A 15318-nucleotide genomic window follows, 5' to 3' on the forward strand; every position below is an offset into this window, starting at 1 on the left:
CCGGTCGGCGTCAGCCCGCCTGGGACCGTGACGGCGTCTGCTTGATGTCGTCGACCACGGCACGGTTCAGTATGGCGCTGGTGAAGGTCACCGTGCCGGGCTCGATCAGGGCGTCCGTTCCGGTGTTCTGCTTCACCTGGACCACGCGCTCGCCGAGGAAGACGTGGGTCTTCTTGTCGAAGATCCACTCCTCGCGCTCTCCGCTGGTCTCGTCAAGCCGGGCCACCGCCACCCCGTGCCGGCCCACCGCGTCCACCGCGTCCTCGACGACGACCACGCCGGGGATCTTCTCGGCCGCCTTGAACAGCGCCGAATACAGCTCCGCCGGCGGGTAGCTCTCGCCGAGCAGGTCGCCGATGGTCGTGAACGCCTCCTGGTCGGGGGAGTTCCCGTGGCCCTTGGTCTCCTTGTAGATCTTGGCCAGCAGTGCGTCGGGGTCGGTGGTCAGCTTGGCCAGATAGTCGTACGACGGACCGTTGAGGAACGCCTTCGGGGTGTTGCCCTGCTCGTCGGGGAGGCTCAGGGTCTCGCCCTCGGAACTGTCGTTGACCGCGGGATCGATCAGCCAGCCCTTGGTGCCGTCGGGGGACTTCCAGATCTGGCGGCGGTGCAGCTCGTGGCCGGCCAGGGTGGTCTTGTCGTCGACGGTCTTCAGGAAGCTGTCGGCCGTCTTGGACTCGATGTAGACGTACTGGCCGGGCTTGACCGTCGGGTGGTCCCCTTCGGCCGCCGCCAACGAGATCTGGTCGAGGAGCTGCGGCACACCCTTGGTGGTAGCGGCGCCGACCTGGGTGGTCAGGGCGGGTCCGGTGGCGACACCGCCGTCCCTGACTCCGCCACCGCCGGACATCGCGCTTCCGGCGACGACCGCCCCCGCCACGGCCACCGCCATGGCGGGCAGCACGATCGCCGCATGCGGCAGACGGAACCGCCGTGCCTTCGCGGGGGCTGCCGCCGCCGTGCGCTCTTCCTGCTGAAGTTCGTGAATCTGGGCCATCATGCGCTCCTTGTGGAACTGGTGACGGCCCGTCGGCAGGTCGCGCGTCGTCCGGTCGAAGAGCTGTGCGCCCTCTTCCCACTCGGCAGGGCTCTGCCGTGGCGTGTTCGCGTTCATCGGTTTCCTTCCTGTGCGGGCCGGATCGCGTGTGCGTGATCGCCTCTTATCTGTCGACCGGGGCGGCCGCCTTCCCGATTTCCACGAACTTTTTCGAGCGCCAACTCCCGTGGCGGGCTGGTCAGTTCGATTTCCGCGAGCGCTCGCAGCTTCTTGCGGGCACGGGAGAGCCGGGAGGCGACCGTGCCCACCGGAATCCCGAGCGCCTCCGCCGCGGCCTCGTAGTCCAGGCCCTCCCCCAGGCAGAGCGCGATGATCTCGCGCTCGGGTCTGCGCAGCGCCGCGAGCGCGGTGAGCGCTGTCGCGAGGCGCCGCCGGTCGTCGACCCGGTCGGCCACCTCGTCGGCGTGGTCGGGCACCGACAGCTCGGCCGCCGCGGCGGCACCGGCCGCCGCCCGGTACCGCCGGTTGCTCCGGTACTGGTTGCGCGCGGTGTTGGTGGCGATGCCCAGCAGCCAGGGCCGCAGCGAGCCGCCCTCGGGGTCGACCTTGTCGCGCAGCCGCCACGCCTCCATGAAGGTCGTGGCCATCACGTCCTCGGCCGTCGACCAGTCGGCGGTCAGCCGGAAGGCATGGTTGTAGACCGCGCGGGCGTAGCTGTCGTAGAGCTCCGCGAACGCGCTCGATTCCCCGGCCCGTACCCGGGTTCGCATATGAGTGCTCACCTTCATGAGCTGTCCGGCACCCCACACGGCCTTCCCGTGACCTGCGTCACACGCCGTCTCCGCCGCGTCCCCACGCCCCACGGCAACCAATCAGCCCACCCGCGGCGACTGCCCCATGACCCTCCCCTCCACAGACTGAACGGACCCCAGACGTGAGTGACATCCGCAAGGCACGCCACCGCAGACGGAAGACCGCGCTGTACGTCGGCGTCCCCCTGGCTCTGACCGCCGCCGGAGTCATGGCGTACGGCGCCGTCTTCGGCATCTTCGGCGAGGACGCGAAGCCCAAGGCGTCCGCGGCGACCGCAACCCCCGCCTGGGCCGCGGCCACGGCCGACGGCTTCGCGTCGGTCGACGCGCTGGGGCAGAACGGCACCTACGGCGGCCGGGACGGCAAGACCGTCACCGTGCGGACGCTCGCCGACCTGGAGAAGTACGCGACGGCGTCCGACCCGTACGTCATCGTCGTGGCCGCCGCCATCACCATGGATCCGGTCGGGAAAGAGATCAAGGTCGGCAGCAACAAGACGATCATCGGGTCCGGGACCGCCGGCCAGATCGTCGGCGGCGGCTTCTTCCTCGGCCAGGGCGTGCACAACGTCATCATCCGCAACCTGACGATCCGGGACGCGTACCAGGGCGTCTGGAACGACAAGGAGCACGACTACGACGGCATCCAGATGGACGGTGCCCACCACGTGGGCTCGGCCGGCTGCTCAGGTTCGAGGGCTACGAGACCGTCCTCGCCGGGGACGGCCGCGAGGCCCTCGACCTGGTGGCCGTGGCCGACGAGTGCCCGGACCTGGTGCTGATGGACGTCACCATGCCCGGGCTCGACGGGCTGGCCACCACCCGGCGGATACGGGTCTCCGGCTCCGCCGTCCCCATCCTCATGGTCACTGGCCGGGACGCCGTCGGCGACCGCATCGTCGCGCTCGACAACGGCGCCGACGACTACCTGATGAAACCGTTCGCGAGCGAGGAACTCCTCGCGCGGGTCAGGGCGCTGCTGCGCCGCAGCCCGCGGCGCAAGCCCGCGGAGCCGGGCCCGGCCCCCGATGAGCGGCTCTCCTTCGAGGACGTCGCCATGGACCCGCGCACCCGCATGGTCACCCGCGACGACCGCCCCCTCGACCTCACCAGGACCGAGTACGCCCTGCTGGAGTACCTGCTGCGGCACCCGGCCAGGGTCCTCGGCCGGGCCCAGATCCTCAAGGAGGTCTGGGGCTTCGGCTTCGAGCCGACCTCCAACACGCCGGACGTGTACGTGATGTATCTGCGCCGGAAGCTGGAGAGCCGCGGCGGACCGCGGCTCATCCACAAGTTGCGGGGCCTCGGCTACACGCTGCGGGCGAAATAGCCGGTCAGGAGTCCAGCAGGGCCCCCGGCAGGTCGAACCGCCTGGCCTTGCCCGTGGTGAGGTCCACGCGGGTCACCGTGTTCTCGGCGTAGACGAGCCAGCCCGCCCTGGTGTGGGTGAGGTCCAGGGAGCCGGTGAGGCCCTTGACGCGGGCGCGGTGCATTTCCCTGCCGGTGGTGGCGTCGATCTCCACCAGTTCGGTGTCGCCGCCCGAGGCCGCGGCGACCACGATCGACGAGTCCGTCGCCGCCACGGCGTCGGCCCGGCCGCCGTCCACCGAGACCACGGTCGCGTCGGCATCGCGCTTGAGGGCGACCTTGACGGCACCCGACTTGCCCGAGGCTCCCGAGGCCGGCGACCCGACGACGACCGGGTGTCCGGACGGGCAGGCGAGGTCCTGGACGTCCAGGGCGCTCGGGACGCGTACGGAAGTGATCCTGCCGTCGGTCAGCCGCGCGGCGGAGATCTTCGTGCCGGTGCCCGAACCACTGCCCAGGCAGACCGTGTCCGAGGCCAAGTCGGAGGCCGCGAGAGTGACCGTGCCGGGGACCTTCAGCTCACGCTTGGTGGTCCAGTCGGCCGGGTTCCGGATCAGCACACTGGAGGCGGCCGTGCCGCTCGCCGCCTTGGAGTCGGGCAGCCCCGCGACCTCGGCGACCAGCGTCTTGCCGGGCAGGATCCGGCGCAGCCGCTCGTCGCCCGTCATGCCGTCGAGGGTGTGATCCTTGCGGTCGATCTCGTAGCGCCGGTCCGGCTTGTCGCCCTTACGGGGAACCGTCAACAGCCAACGCCCGTCGGCGAGTTGGACGATGTGCGGGCTGATCGAATCGTCGTCGTCGGCCTGTTGGGGCACGACAGCCAGGCTCTCCGCCCTGGACTTGTCCGGGTTGATCCCGACCACCGTCACCAAGCCGTTGACCTTGGCGAGTGCGAAGGTCGAGGAGCCCTTCCAGTCCGTGCCCAGGTCCACCCCGCCCGGCCCGGAACAGGCCGTCGTCAGGGCGGCCGTCGTGCCGAGCGCGACCAACAGGAGGACCGCTCGCGCCGGACCGGTCAGCCGTCCGTGGCGCTCAGGTGTCGTGGGGGGGTACGGCATGGGGTGGCTCACCAGTCCTTCATCGCATCTGTGGGGGACATCCTCGCGGCCCGGCGCGCCGGGGCCAGCGAACCCATCGCCACCACCAGCACCGTCAGAGCGAGGAGCAGAAGCAGGGTGCTCGCCGACGGCAGCGGCACCCAGCCCTTGACGTACGGCGCCAGGTCCGCGCTGCCGCGCAGCAGGGCCGCGGCGGCGCCGCCGAGCAGCGCGCCGAGCACGGTGCCGATCAGCGCGGCCACGGCTCCGACCAGCGCCATCTCCGTGACGAGCATCGTCAGCACCGACCTGGTACGGAATCCCACCGCCTTGAGGATGCCGATCTCCTGCGCCCGCTGCCGCGACAGCGCGCCGGTCACGGTGACCGCGCCGACGAACGCCAGCACACCGAGCACACCGAGCAGTACCCGGCCGACCACCTTGATCATCTCCAGGACACCGGGAAGCGCGCTGAGCTGCTGCTGGAGGGTTACCGCCGGATAGCCCAGCTGCTGCACGGACTTCATCACAGCGGGCACATCCGCCGAGGTCTTCGCGACCACGGTCAGCTGGTCGTAGCCGATGGTGGAGAGGTAGCTCTTCTCCGGCTCACCGGACCGCTGCGCCGCCCACTCGACCACGGTGGAGTCGGCGGCGTACGCGGCATCCGGGTTGTCCAGCTGCCAGGTCGGGTCGTACACCCCGACAAGTCGGGCGTGGCCGCTGACTCCGGTCCCCTCGCCCTGCCGTACGAAGCGGGTGGTCTCGATCTCGATGTCCTTGCCCACCAGCTTGCTCAGGTCCACGCCCTGGGACGCGGCCGGGGCCACGATCTCGCCCGGGCGCAGCGGGAAGAGCTGCTTGCGTACGGACTTGGTGACCGGCGGGGTCAGCGCGGGCCGGTAGGTCGTGGCGTACAGCAGGACGGTGTCGCCCGCCTTGGTCAGGACCCCGAAGGAGACCTGTGCCCGGTGCTGCACCGACTCGACGTGCGGCAACTTCGCGAGCCGGGCGGCCGTCCGGTCCGTCAACTGCGGGGTGTCGGGACGGGAGTCGGGGCGGTCGACGGTGATGCTGCGGTTGGCGCTGCTCTCCTTGACACCCGAGTCGGTGGCGCCCTGCGCCCGGTCGGCGATGCCCAGCGCGCCGAGACAGACGGCGGCGGCGACCGAGACCAGTGCGACGAGGCCGAACAGGCGGCGGCGCAGGGCGCGGACGTTGGCCAGCGCCAGACTGAAGACGTTCATTCGGCGCTCTCCGTCTGCGTGTTGGCCCTGGCCCGCTCGGCCACGGGCTTCTCCACCGTCGCGGGCTTCTCCGCCGCGACCTGTGTGAACGTGCCCTTCTCCAGGCGGTGCACCACATCCGCGAACTCCGACACCGCCGGGTTGTGGGTGACCAGGAGCACCGCCCGGCCCTCGTCCGCCAGTTCGCGGAACAGCCCGAGCAACACCTCCTCGCTCTCCGAGTCGAGGTTTCCGGTCGGCTCGTCGGCCAGCACCGCGGGCGGATCGTTGATCAGTGCCCGCGCCAGCGCCACCCGCTGCTGCTCGCCGCCGGACAGTTCGCCGGGCAGATGGTCGGCGCGCTCCGCGAGCCCGACCCGCTCCAGCAGGGTACGGGCGCGTGCCTCGCCCTCGGCGCGGCGGCCGGCGTACGGCAGCACGACGTTGCGCAGCGCCGAGTGCTGCGGCAGCAGGTTGTACGACTGGAACACGAACCCGAGCCGGCTGCGGCGCAGATCCGCCAGCGCACCGTCGCCCAGCCCGGAGACATCCGTGCCCTCGACGAACACCCGGCCGCTGTCCGGCGGGGTCAGCAGCCCGAGGATGTGCAGGAGGGTTGTCTTCCCGGAGCCCGAGTGGCCGACCAAGGCCGTGACCTCGCCGCCTCTCACGGCGAGGTCGACGCCGCGCAGGACGTCGACCCTCTTTCCACGCAGGGTGTAGGACTTGCCCACACCCTCGGCACGCAGCAGTGCGTTCACCGAACTCTCGCTCACTTTCCGTTCTTCGGGGTCGGCAACCAACCCATGGCGCCGTGCAGTTGCCGGTCCAGCGTCCACACGGCCCAGGTGGTCTTCAGGTCGCAGGCGGAGTCCCCGCCGCCGACCTGGTAGAGGCCGGGCAGCCCGGGACAACCCTTGTACGGCGTGATGCCGCGCCCGAGGGCCTCGCGCAGCGACGCGTCCAGTGCGCCGCCGACCAGCGAGTAGGCCCGTACCACCAGGGCGTAGGTGTAGACGGAGGTGAACCGACCCGGGTTCTGCGCCCAGTGTTCCAGGGCCTCGGGGGTGATCCACGACGGGATGCTGTCGCGCTGTCCGCTGTCGGCAAGTCCGACGGCGACCGTGGCCGCAGCGACGACCCGCTCCGGGGTGTCCGGGCTCCAGGTGGCGATCTCGGGTACGGCGGTCGGGGCCCCGGCGTCGGCGCAGTTGAGGAGGGTGCGCTGCCACTGGGTGGCGTTCTGCTGGTTCACGGTGGCGGGCAGCACCTGCGGGTCGGCGCACAACTGCCGTGCCGGCTCGCTCGTACCGCCGCCCGCGGTGACCTTGAGCAGGGCGGCCCGGCTCAGTCGTTCGGCGCCTTCCTGGCTGACGTCGTCGGACTTCTCCTCGCGCTCCAGCGCCGCGAGCAGCCCGGGGTCCTTCCTCGACCAGCCGGCCAGCGCCCGCAGGCGTTGCACGAAGAGGGAGGCGTCCGGGTTGCCGATGTAGGCATCAGGGTCGCGTACCGTCCCGTCGTCGAGCCGTTCGCCGTCGAGCCGCCTCAGCACCGGCGCGAACACGGTCCGGGGCGAACCGGCCGCCTTCAGCACGTGGACCAGTGCGTAGAGCTGCTCGTACGGGAGTGTCGCCGCGCCGTCCCGGAGCACCGGCTCCCACACCTGGCGGTTCACCGCGGGCCGCTTCCCCGCCGCCTCCTGGATCAGCGTGTAGCTGTAGGTGTCGTCGAGCCGGGTCGCCCGGGCGTCGGGCGTGAGGTCGTCGAAGTCGTCCGTACGCGGCGCGGCGATCCGGGTGAGGGCGGCGGGGACGGGCTCGTTCAGCAGATGCAGCGAGCCGGCCAGGGCGCTGCCCGCGTCGAGTGACCGGGTTTTCTTCGTGAGCTTCGTCAGCGAGCGCAGCCAGGAGACGGTGGTGGCCCGGTCCGCCGCCGGGAGGTCGTCCAGGCGCCCGAGTGCGTCGAGCACTTCGAGGGCCGCCCAGGTGGCGCCGAGGCGTGCCGCGTCGCTGTCGTCACCGAGGGCGGAGTCGACGTACCAACCGCCCTTGGTCCGGAGCGTGTTCACGGCCGCCGCGTCACTCGCGCCCAGCGCGGTACCGGCACCGGCCCGCCGCAACGGGATCATCCAGTCGCGGCCCCAGAGCGGTGAACTCTCCAGCGCTTCCCGGCGCAACGACTCGACCTGCGCCGAAGCGACGCTCGTCTTCGGATCACGGCCCAGCTCGGAAAGCGTCCGCAGCGCATAGGACTGCGCCTGCGGGCCCGCGGGCTGCTCACGCAGGAACGGGTGGTAGTAGTAGCCGTTCTGCTTGCTGACCAGAAGGCCGAATTGCCGGGCAGCGGCGGATTCACGCCGCGCGGACTCACCGTCTGAGTCAGACATGGATGTACATGAAGTGACGAGAGCGGCACATATGACCGCCCCGGCCAACCGGGACGCGAGCTTTCCGCCGCGCGCCACCGAACCGAATTTCACCGAACGCCCCCGTGCGTCGTCCTGCATTTTTCACCGCAGCGAAAGGTGCCACACCGCCGGGCCCTGACGGTGTGACACCTTTACTCACTCAGTTCACGCGTCGCGCCGGCTCAGTGGCAGCGGATCAGGCGGCGCCCGCGTAGGCGCACTTCTCGCTGACCCTGATCGAGCTGGTCACCTGGGCCGAGCCGCAGCTCTTGGTCGAGACGTACGTGGTGGTGCCGCCCGGCTTCATCTGCCCGTAGGTGTCGGAGATGTTGGCGTTGGTGTTCTTCCAGCGCACCTCACCCAGGGACCGGCTCTTCATCGTGAGCGTGGCCTCGGGGTTCTTGGAGATGGTGATGGAGACGCTGATGCCGTGGGCCGCCAGTTCCGTGCGGTTCTGGATCCACTTCGCCTTGCGGGGGTTGGTCCCCGACATCTTCGTGGACGCTTTCCAGTCACAAGCGGTGACGTAGAAGCCGCAGTGCCAGGCGTTGATCGTGATCTTGTTGCCACCCGGGATGCCCACCGAAGTGGAGGACGAGGTGGCGTGGGCCGGCGCCGCCGTCAGCACGAGGGCACCGGCCGCGAAAGCGGTGGCAGCCCCGGACATCAGGCGCATGCGTATGGCCTTGTTCATTCGATTGTCTCCCCGTGAGATACCGAAAGCGGTTCCTGGGTCAAGGAACCGCAAACGCACCGGACTTGAGTTTCAAGATCCAGTTTGCGTTCCACATGGAAGCACGGGATCGATCCAGGAGCACAATCCAGCCAGCCGATACCGGGGATGTCCTGCGTCACACCGGGGAAATGGAACCCCGGCCCGGAAAATGACATCAGGGGCCTCCCCTCCCGAAGAGGGGACCCAGGGGTTCCAAAAAACAACCGTCCCCCGCACCGCCTTCACGCCCCAATGGTGATTCCCTTACCCGGAGAAGTCAGCTGCGCGTACACCCCGTCCCGCACCAACAGCTCCATATGCGTACCGACCTCCACCAAACACCCCCCGTCGACGACCAGGATCCGGTCCGCGTCGGGCGCCAGGCTCAGGTCGTGGGTGATCATGATCGTCGTACGTCCTGCCATCAGGCGGCGCAGTGGCTCGACCACCCGGTGCGCGGCGAGGGCGTCGAGCCCGGCGGTCGGTTCGTCGAGCACGAGGACGGGGGCGGCGCGGAGCATGGCGCGGGCGATGGCCACTCGTTGGAGCTGGCCGCCGGAGAGGGCCGCGGTGCCGGGGGCGATCGGGGTCTCGTAGCCCCGCGGCAGCGCGCTGATGAACTCGTGCGCGTCCGCGTACCGCGCGGCCCGCTCGATCTCGGTATCCGTCGCTCCCGGCCGTCCGCACTCGATGTTCTCGCGGATCGTGCCGTGCAGGACCAGGGTCTCCTGGGGCAGCAGCGCGACGTTCTCGCGCAGGAACTCCAGGGGTACGTCGGTCAGCGGGACGCCGTCGAGACAGATCACGCCGGCCGTGGGGTCGTAGAAGCGGGTGAGGAGTTTGGAGAGGGTGGACTTTCCGGCGCCGCTGGGGCCGGTGACGATGACGAGTTCGCCGGGTCCGGCCGTGAAGGTCACGTCGCGCAGGGAGTCGCGCTCGGCGCCCGGGTAGCGGAACGAGGTGCCGTGGAAGCTGACCCAGCCGTGTACGGGCCATTCCCGCACCGGGTCGGCGGGGTCGCCGACGGCGGGCTCGGCGTCCAGGATCTCCTGGAGCCGCTCCGCGCCGGCGGTGGCGGCGGTGAGCGTGAGGCCGAGCTGCCCGAGGTTGCGGATCGGCGGGTAGAGATAGCCGAGGAAGGCGGCGAAGGCAAGCAACTGGCCCAGTGACATCCGCCCTTGGGAGATCTCCCAGGCGCCAAGGCCGATCACCGCGAGCACGCACACCGTCTCGACGACCTCGACGAACTGCTCGTACATCTCGCTCGCCCGCGCCCCGCCCACGGACGCCCGCATCCAGGCGCGCGCCTCCCGGTCGAGCCGCTTCTCCTCGGCGCGGCGGCGGTTGTACGCCTGCGTCAGCACCACATTGCCGAGCGACTCCTCGACGACGGAGGTGATCGCGCCGTCGGCGGCCCGCTCCTCCTGGGACGCGGTCTTGATCCGCCCGGAGAAGCGGCGGGCGGCGACGAGGAAGAGGGGAGCGAGGACGAAGGTGGCGAGCGCGAGGTCCCACCGCAGCCAGAGGGCCGCGGCGGCGTAGAAGACCGTGGAGAAGGCGGCCGAGACCGTCCCGACAACCCCCGACACGACCATCTGCTCGATGGCCTCGACATCACCGGTGAGACGTTCGACCAGATCGCCCTGGCGGTGCTTCTGGAAGAAGTGCGGAGGCAGATCCTGGACGTGCCGGAACACGCCCGCGCGAAGCCGCAGTACGAATCTCTCGGCAGTCCACACGGCGAGCGAGTTGCCGAGATACCCGACGAGCGCGCCGAGCACGGCGACACCGAGCCAGGCCCCGGCGGGCCCCCAGAACGCCGCGAGCGAACCGGCCTTCAGGGCGTGGTCGGTGAGCTGTGCGAAGAGCAGGATCGAGGCCGTTTCGGCGAGCGCGGCCACGACCACACAGCCGATGATCACCACGAGCCACTTGCGGTCCCCGCGAGTCAGCGGCCAAAAGCGAGCGAAGGCCTCTCGGACTTCTCGCATGTCAACTCCCCTCTTGCAGTTCGGAACATGGCCGAGGCAGGGCCACCGGAACAATTCCGGGGCCCCGCCTCGTAGCGGCTGCTAGCGGCCCTGACGGCTCACCGGGCGCGGCTTCGGAGCGGCGGCCTTCTTGGCGGCGGGCTTCGGCGCGGGCTTGGGGGCGTGCCTGGGGGCGGCCTTGTGCTGCTTCTTGACCGGGGCGATCTTGTGGAAGCTCATGGGGGTTCTCCTTCTTCCCAGCGGGTGAATTCCCTTTGTCGTTTGCGCTGTTCGCTTTCGACATGGAAAACACTACGGGACATCGAACCCGGAAATCGCCAATTCGGCTTAGACCTCGATGAATTACAGCTGAAAGAAATTCTTAGCGAGGCGGCGGAACCGACCTGCCACTCACACAGAATTTATGACGAACCTCACCTGGAACTCACCGAGGTAATTCAGAGACTCATTCACCTGGTCGGTGTTCTGTCAACGGCCGATCGTCAGAGCCGACCCCGTCATCCGCACCCGGATCCCGTCCTTCTCCACGCGGACGTCGCGCAGCCGCAGGTCGCCGTCCTTCGGATGCGGCAGGCGGAATCCCAGGGACAGCTGGTCCACGAGGACGGGACGGGTGAGCCGGGAGAGGCCGTCGAGGAGGGCCGGGTCCAGGCCGAAGCGCTTCAGGAGCGCCGGGTGGGCGGTCGCCAGGTCGAGGAGGTTCACGCGCATCGCCCGGCGGGCGAACGTCGCCGAACCCGTCAGCGAGGCGAGCTCGGTGTCGTCGCGCAGCGCCTTCCGCACCACCGCGTCCGGCACCCCGAGGCGGCGCACGATCGACGGGACGGAGAGCAGGGCCCGCGCCTTGCCGGTCTCCTTGCCGAGGCGCGCCACCGAGCGCGCGGTGAGGTGCAGGCCCTGTGAGGCGCGGACGCCCGGCCGGTACGTCGCCAAGTCGCCGATGTCCAGGCGCATTCCGTCGATCCGCGTCGAGATGCCGCGCTCACCGTCGCGGCCGATGCGGGCGTCGGCCCGGAGTCTCAGATCGTGTCCGGCGACGGGCAGCGTGCCGCGCGCCCGCACCCGGTCGCGGCCATGTCCCGTGAACGTCACCTGGGACGCGCCGAGTTCACGGTTCAGGTCGTCGAAGGAGAGCAGCACCTCGCCGTGCAGCTCGGGGATACGGGCACCGCGTAAGGCGGTGGGGCCGTCGCCGCCGTCGAGCCGTACATGTGTCGCCGTCGCCGACACCTCCGCCAGCGAGACCCGGTCGGCGGCCACGTCCGGCACGGTCACCTTCACGGAGTCCAGCCGGTGGTCGGCGAGTTGGGTGAGGAAGGGGAAGCCCCCGATCTCGACCTCGGGCGCGGCGGCCAGGTGCAGCTGGTCCTTGAGTTTGCCGGCCGCCTTGTGCTCGGCGTACAGCAGCGCCCAGCGGTCGGCGAGCGTGAGGAACGCGGCGAGGGACACGACGAGGACGGCGGCTTTCATCGCGAACGGCAGTCCGGCGAAGCGTTTCCGGCGGCGTCGGCTGCCCCGGCGGTGGTTGGGCGGGGCCCAGTCCTCCTCCGGCGCCTCCTCCGGCTCGTCCTCGTGGAGGAACTCCTCCAGCGGGCCGTCGTCCAGAGCGGCGAGCTCTTCGTAGGGGTTTGTATAGGGATGCGTTGTTATGCGGTGGGGGGTACGCATCGTCTCATCCGACCATGCGTACCGCCCCTGTCCGCAACCGCAATCGCCCGTATGCGATCTACTTCACGATCTCCACGTCACGATCGCTACTTCACGATCGCTACTTCACGATCGTGATCCGGTCGGCCGCGGGCACCGGATACGGCGTCGCTGCCGAGGAGCTGGCCGTCAGGTAGGACTCGAAGGCCGCCAGGTCGTCGCCGCCGACCACCATGTTCGTGCCCTTGCCGAGTTCGGCGAAGCCGTCGCCGCCGCCCGCGAGGAAGGAGTTCATCGCGACCCGGTAGGTGGCGGTCGGATCGATCGCGGTTCCGTTGAGCCTGACGGAGTCCGCGACCACTCGGGCGGCGCCCGTCTTCGTCAGGTCCAGGGTGTAGGTGAGGCCCGAGGAGATCTGGAGGATCTTCGGCGCCGCCTCATTCGTGCCGCTGACCTGCTGCTGGAGTGCGGTGATCAGCTGGGCGCCGGTGAGGTTCACCAGGTTGACCGTGTTGGAGAAGGGCTGGACCGTGTACGCCTCCCCGTACGTCACCACGCCGTCGCCCTCGCTGCCGCTGGCGGTGTAGGTGAGCCCGGCGCGGATGCCGCCCGGGTTCATCACCGCGAGGTCGGCCTCCGGGTCGACGGACTTGGCGTACGCGAGCTGCGCGTCGGCGATCAGGTCGCCGAGCGGGGACTCGGTGCCGGTGTTGCCGATCTCGCCCGCGATATAGCCGATGGGGCGCGAGGCGATCGGGGCGGAGAGCGTCTTCCACTTGCTGATCAGGGACGTCATGTCGGCGGCCTTGGCCACATCACGGGTGACGACGTGGTTCGCGGACTTAACCGCCGTACGGGCGATGTCGCCGGTCCAGCGGTCGTACGTCAGCGTCGTGTCCGTGTAGAGCCGGCCGAAGGACGAGGCCGAGGTGACCATGCGCGGGTTGCCCGCCGGGTCAGGGATGGTGCAGGCGTACGCCTGGTGGGTGTGGCCGGTGACCAGCGCGTCGACGGCCGGGGTGACGTTCTTGGCGATGTCGACGATCGGGCCGGAGATGCCGTCACCGGCGCCGGGGCTGTCGCAGTCGTAGTTGTACGCCGACGACGCGGGCGCCCCGCCCTCGTGGATCAGCGCGACGATCGACTTCACGCCCTGGCGCTGGAGCACCTTGGCGTACTTGTTGATCGTCTCGACCTCGTCGCCGAACTTGAGGCCCTTGACGCCCTCGGCGGAGACGATGTTCGGGGTGCCCTCCAGGGTCACGCCGATGAAGCCGACCTTGACGCCGTTCTTCTTCCACACCCAGTAGGGCTTGAGGATCGGCTTGCCGGTCTTCTCGTCGGTGACGTTCGCCGCGAGGTAGGGGAAGTTGGCGCCGGTGAACTCCTCGCTGTCGTCGTAACAGCCGTCCTTCGGGTGGCAGCCGCCGTTCTGCAGGCGGGCCAGCTCCTTGGCGCCCTCGTCGAACTCGTGGTTGCCGACGCTCGTCACGTCCAGGTCGAGCTTGTTCAGCGCGTCGATCGTCGGCTCGTCGTGGAAGAGACCCGAGATCAGTGGGGAGGCGCCGACCATGTCACCGGCGGCGGCCGTGATCGAGTACGTGTTGTTCTTGCGGGCCTGGCGCAGATGCGTGGCGAGGTATTCGACACCGCCCGCGTCGATGGTCTTCGTCGTGCCGTCCGCCTGCCGCTCCGTGACACGGCCCGAGGAGCCGGACGGCGGCTCCAGGTTGCCGTGCAGGTCGTTGAAGGACAGCAGCTGTACGTCCTGGTAGCGGCCGCTGCCCTGGTGGTGCAGCGGCGTCGCCTGGTCCTGGCCCGCGCTCGCGGGCATCGCCGCGGCCAGCGCGCCGACGGTGGCAAGGCCGGCGGCGGCCGCGAGGATGCGATGGGTACGTCTGTGCCGTGGCGTCGGCGGCATGGGTTCCCCCCTGTGGGATCCGTGGGAGCTGGAAGAGCCGGAAGAACTGGAAGAGCCGGAAGAGCTGGCAGAACTGGAAGAGGCTGTGGCAGCCGTAGGAGCCGTGTGGCGACCGCGGCCCACTGCGACTTACCGCTTTGCGCGCACTTTAGATTCAACGCGCGTAGCGCAACAGGGGGTTGAGGGTTACCAACAGGTTGCGGTCGAGGGCACTTCGCCATGAAACGGGCAGGCCTTACCCTCGTAGCCATGACCAGCGACGACAGCGCACTGCCCGCCCTCTCCCGCTCCATCGAGACCTACTCCGCGCTCTCCCCGGGCCAGGCCGAGGACGTGCTCCAGCTGCTCGCCGAGGCCGCCCGGGCCGACGGGCAGCAGGCGGTGTCCGAGCAGGGGCGGCTGCAGCTCAAGGGCGGGGCCCGTGAGGGCGTACGGCATCTGCTGCTGACCGTCGGCGACCAGCTCATCGGATACGCGCAGCTGGAGGACACCGACCCGGTGGAGGCCCCGGCCGCCGAGCTGGTCGTGCACCCGGCGCACCGCGGGCACGGGCACGGGCGGGCGCTGGGCTCGGCACTGCTCGCCGAGTCCGGGAAGCGGCTGCGGGTGTGGGCGCACGGCGGGCACTCGGCCGCCCGGCACCTCGCGCAGGTCCTCGGGCTCACCCTCTTCCGCGAACTGCGCCAGATGCGACGGCCGTTGGCGGACCTCGACCTGCCCGAGCCGAAGCTCCCGGACGGGGTGCACGTCCGCGCCTTCGTGCCCGGCCGGGACGACGCCGCCTGGCTCGCGGTGAACGCCGAGGCCTTCGCCCACCACCCCGAGCAGGGCTCCCTCACCCAGCGCGACCTGGACGACCGGATGGCCGAGCCGTGGTTCGACCCGTCCGGGTTCTTCCTCGCCTTCCGCGAGGGCCGGCTCGCGGGCTTCCACTGGACCAAGGTCCACGCCGAGGAGCGGCTGGGCGAGGTCTACGTCCTGGGGGTGCGTCCCGGCGCCCAGGGCGGCGGCCTGGGCAAGGCGCTCACCACGATCGGGCTCCGCCACCTCGCCGCGCAGGGCCTGCCCACCGCGATGCTCTACGTCGACGCCGACAACAAGGCGGCGGTGACCGTGTACGAGCGGCTCGGCTTCGTCACCCACGAGACGGACCTGATGTACCGGACGGAGTCGTAACCGCTCCGCCGGTACCGGTTC

At 70.0% G+C, this 15318-nt stretch carries 13 protein-coding genes and 1 pseudogene; 3 read left to right on the top strand and 11 right to left on the bottom strand.

Going from position 1 to position 15318, the window contains the following annotated elements:
- Positions 1-10: 10 nt before the first annotated feature.
- Both ACZ4RZ_RS34415 and ACZ4RZ_RS34420 read right to left on the bottom strand, forming a co-directional pair.
- A complete protein-coding gene (locus ACZ4RZ_RS34415) occupies positions 11-1114 on the bottom strand; it encodes a CU044_5270 family protein (RefSeq protein ID WP_467750685.1) in 1104 nt (367 codons plus the stop codon).
- On the bottom strand, positions 1111-1767 hold the full coding sequence (locus ACZ4RZ_RS34420; RefSeq protein WP_467750687.1) for an RNA polymerase sigma factor: 657 nt from the start codon (positions 1765-1767) through the stop codon (positions 1111-1113). Before ACZ4RZ_RS34420 ends, ACZ4RZ_RS34415 begins: the two co-directional genes overlap by 4 nt.
- A gap of 164 nt (positions 1768-1931) precedes the next feature.
- Here ACZ4RZ_RS34420 and ACZ4RZ_RS34425 point away from each other — a divergent pair.
- Together ACZ4RZ_RS34425 and ACZ4RZ_RS34430 are read left to right on the top strand one after the other, a co-directional pair.
- A pseudogene (locus ACZ4RZ_RS34425) lies at positions 1932-2480 on the top strand (pectate lyase family protein); the annotation flags it as partial.
- The gene (locus ACZ4RZ_RS34430) at positions 2423-3139 is read left to right on the top strand and encodes a response regulator transcription factor (protein WP_467750759.1); all 717 of its coding nucleotides are present in this window, start codon (positions 2423-2425) and stop codon (positions 3137-3139) included. The pseudogene ACZ4RZ_RS34425 and the gene ACZ4RZ_RS34430, both read left to right, overlap by 58 nt.
- A gap of 4 nt (positions 3140-3143) precedes the next feature.
- Here ACZ4RZ_RS34430 and ACZ4RZ_RS34435 read toward each other — a convergent pair whose 3' ends face one another.
- From ACZ4RZ_RS34435 to ACZ4RZ_RS34475, 9 genes are all read right to left on the bottom strand, one after another.
- Positions 3144-4235, bottom strand: a complete 1092-nt coding sequence (locus ACZ4RZ_RS34435) for a hypothetical protein (RefSeq protein WP_467750689.1) — start codon at positions 4233-4235, stop codon at positions 3144-3146.
- A gap of 8 nt (positions 4236-4243) precedes the next feature.
- Positions 4244-5461, bottom strand: a complete 1218-nt coding sequence (locus ACZ4RZ_RS34440; protein ID WP_467750691.1) for an ABC transporter permease — start codon at positions 5459-5461, stop codon at positions 4244-4246.
- Complete coding sequence (locus tag ACZ4RZ_RS34445; protein ID WP_467750761.1) at positions 5458-6201, bottom strand: ABC transporter ATP-binding protein; 744 nt, start codon at positions 6199-6201, stop codon at positions 5458-5460. The genes ACZ4RZ_RS34440 and ACZ4RZ_RS34445 overlap by 4 nt, the downstream gene beginning before the upstream one ends.
- An 11-nt stretch (positions 6202-6212) precedes the next feature.
- Positions 6213-7826: a hypothetical protein gene (locus ACZ4RZ_RS34450; RefSeq protein ID WP_467750692.1), complete on the bottom strand. Its 1614-nt coding sequence runs from the start codon at positions 7824-7826 to the stop codon at positions 6213-6215.
- Between the two features lie 217 nt (positions 7827-8043).
- Positions 8044-8541 carry a hypothetical protein gene (locus ACZ4RZ_RS34455; RefSeq protein ID WP_467750693.1) on the bottom strand — a complete coding sequence of 166 codons (498 nt, stop codon included), beginning with the start codon at positions 8539-8541 and terminating at the stop codon, positions 8044-8046.
- A 263-nt stretch (positions 8542-8804) separates the two neighbouring features.
- Positions 8805-10553, bottom strand: coding sequence for an ABC transporter ATP-binding protein (locus ACZ4RZ_RS34460; RefSeq protein ID WP_467750695.1), 1749 nt, complete (start codon positions 10551-10553; stop codon positions 8805-8807).
- Between the two features lie 81 nt (positions 10554-10634).
- Positions 10635-10772 carry a hypothetical protein gene (locus tag ACZ4RZ_RS34465; RefSeq protein ID WP_467750696.1) on the bottom strand — a complete coding sequence of 46 codons (138 nt, stop codon included), beginning with the start codon at positions 10770-10772 and terminating at the stop codon, positions 10635-10637.
- Positions 10773-11021: 249 nt separating this feature from the next.
- A complete protein-coding gene (locus tag ACZ4RZ_RS34470) occupies positions 11022-12221 on the bottom strand; it encodes an LmeA family phospholipid-binding protein (RefSeq protein WP_467750698.1) in 1200 nt (399 codons plus the stop codon).
- A gap of 100 nt (positions 12222-12321) precedes the next feature.
- Positions 12322-14121 (bottom strand): bifunctional metallophosphatase/5'-nucleotidase, encoded by a 1800-nt coding sequence (locus ACZ4RZ_RS34475; protein WP_467750699.1) that lies wholly within the window; start codon positions 14119-14121, stop codon positions 12322-12324.
- Between the two features lie 249 nt (positions 14122-14370).
- Here ACZ4RZ_RS34475 and mshD point away from each other — a divergent pair, with 249 nt between their 5' ends.
- Positions 14371-15297, top strand: a complete 927-nt coding sequence (mshD, locus tag ACZ4RZ_RS34480) for a mycothiol synthase (RefSeq protein ID WP_467750700.1) — start codon at positions 14371-14373, stop codon at positions 15295-15297.
- Positions 15298-15318: the final 21 nt, after the last annotated feature.

It is taken from the genome of Streptomyces sp. NPDC027189 (assembly GCF_055566975.1).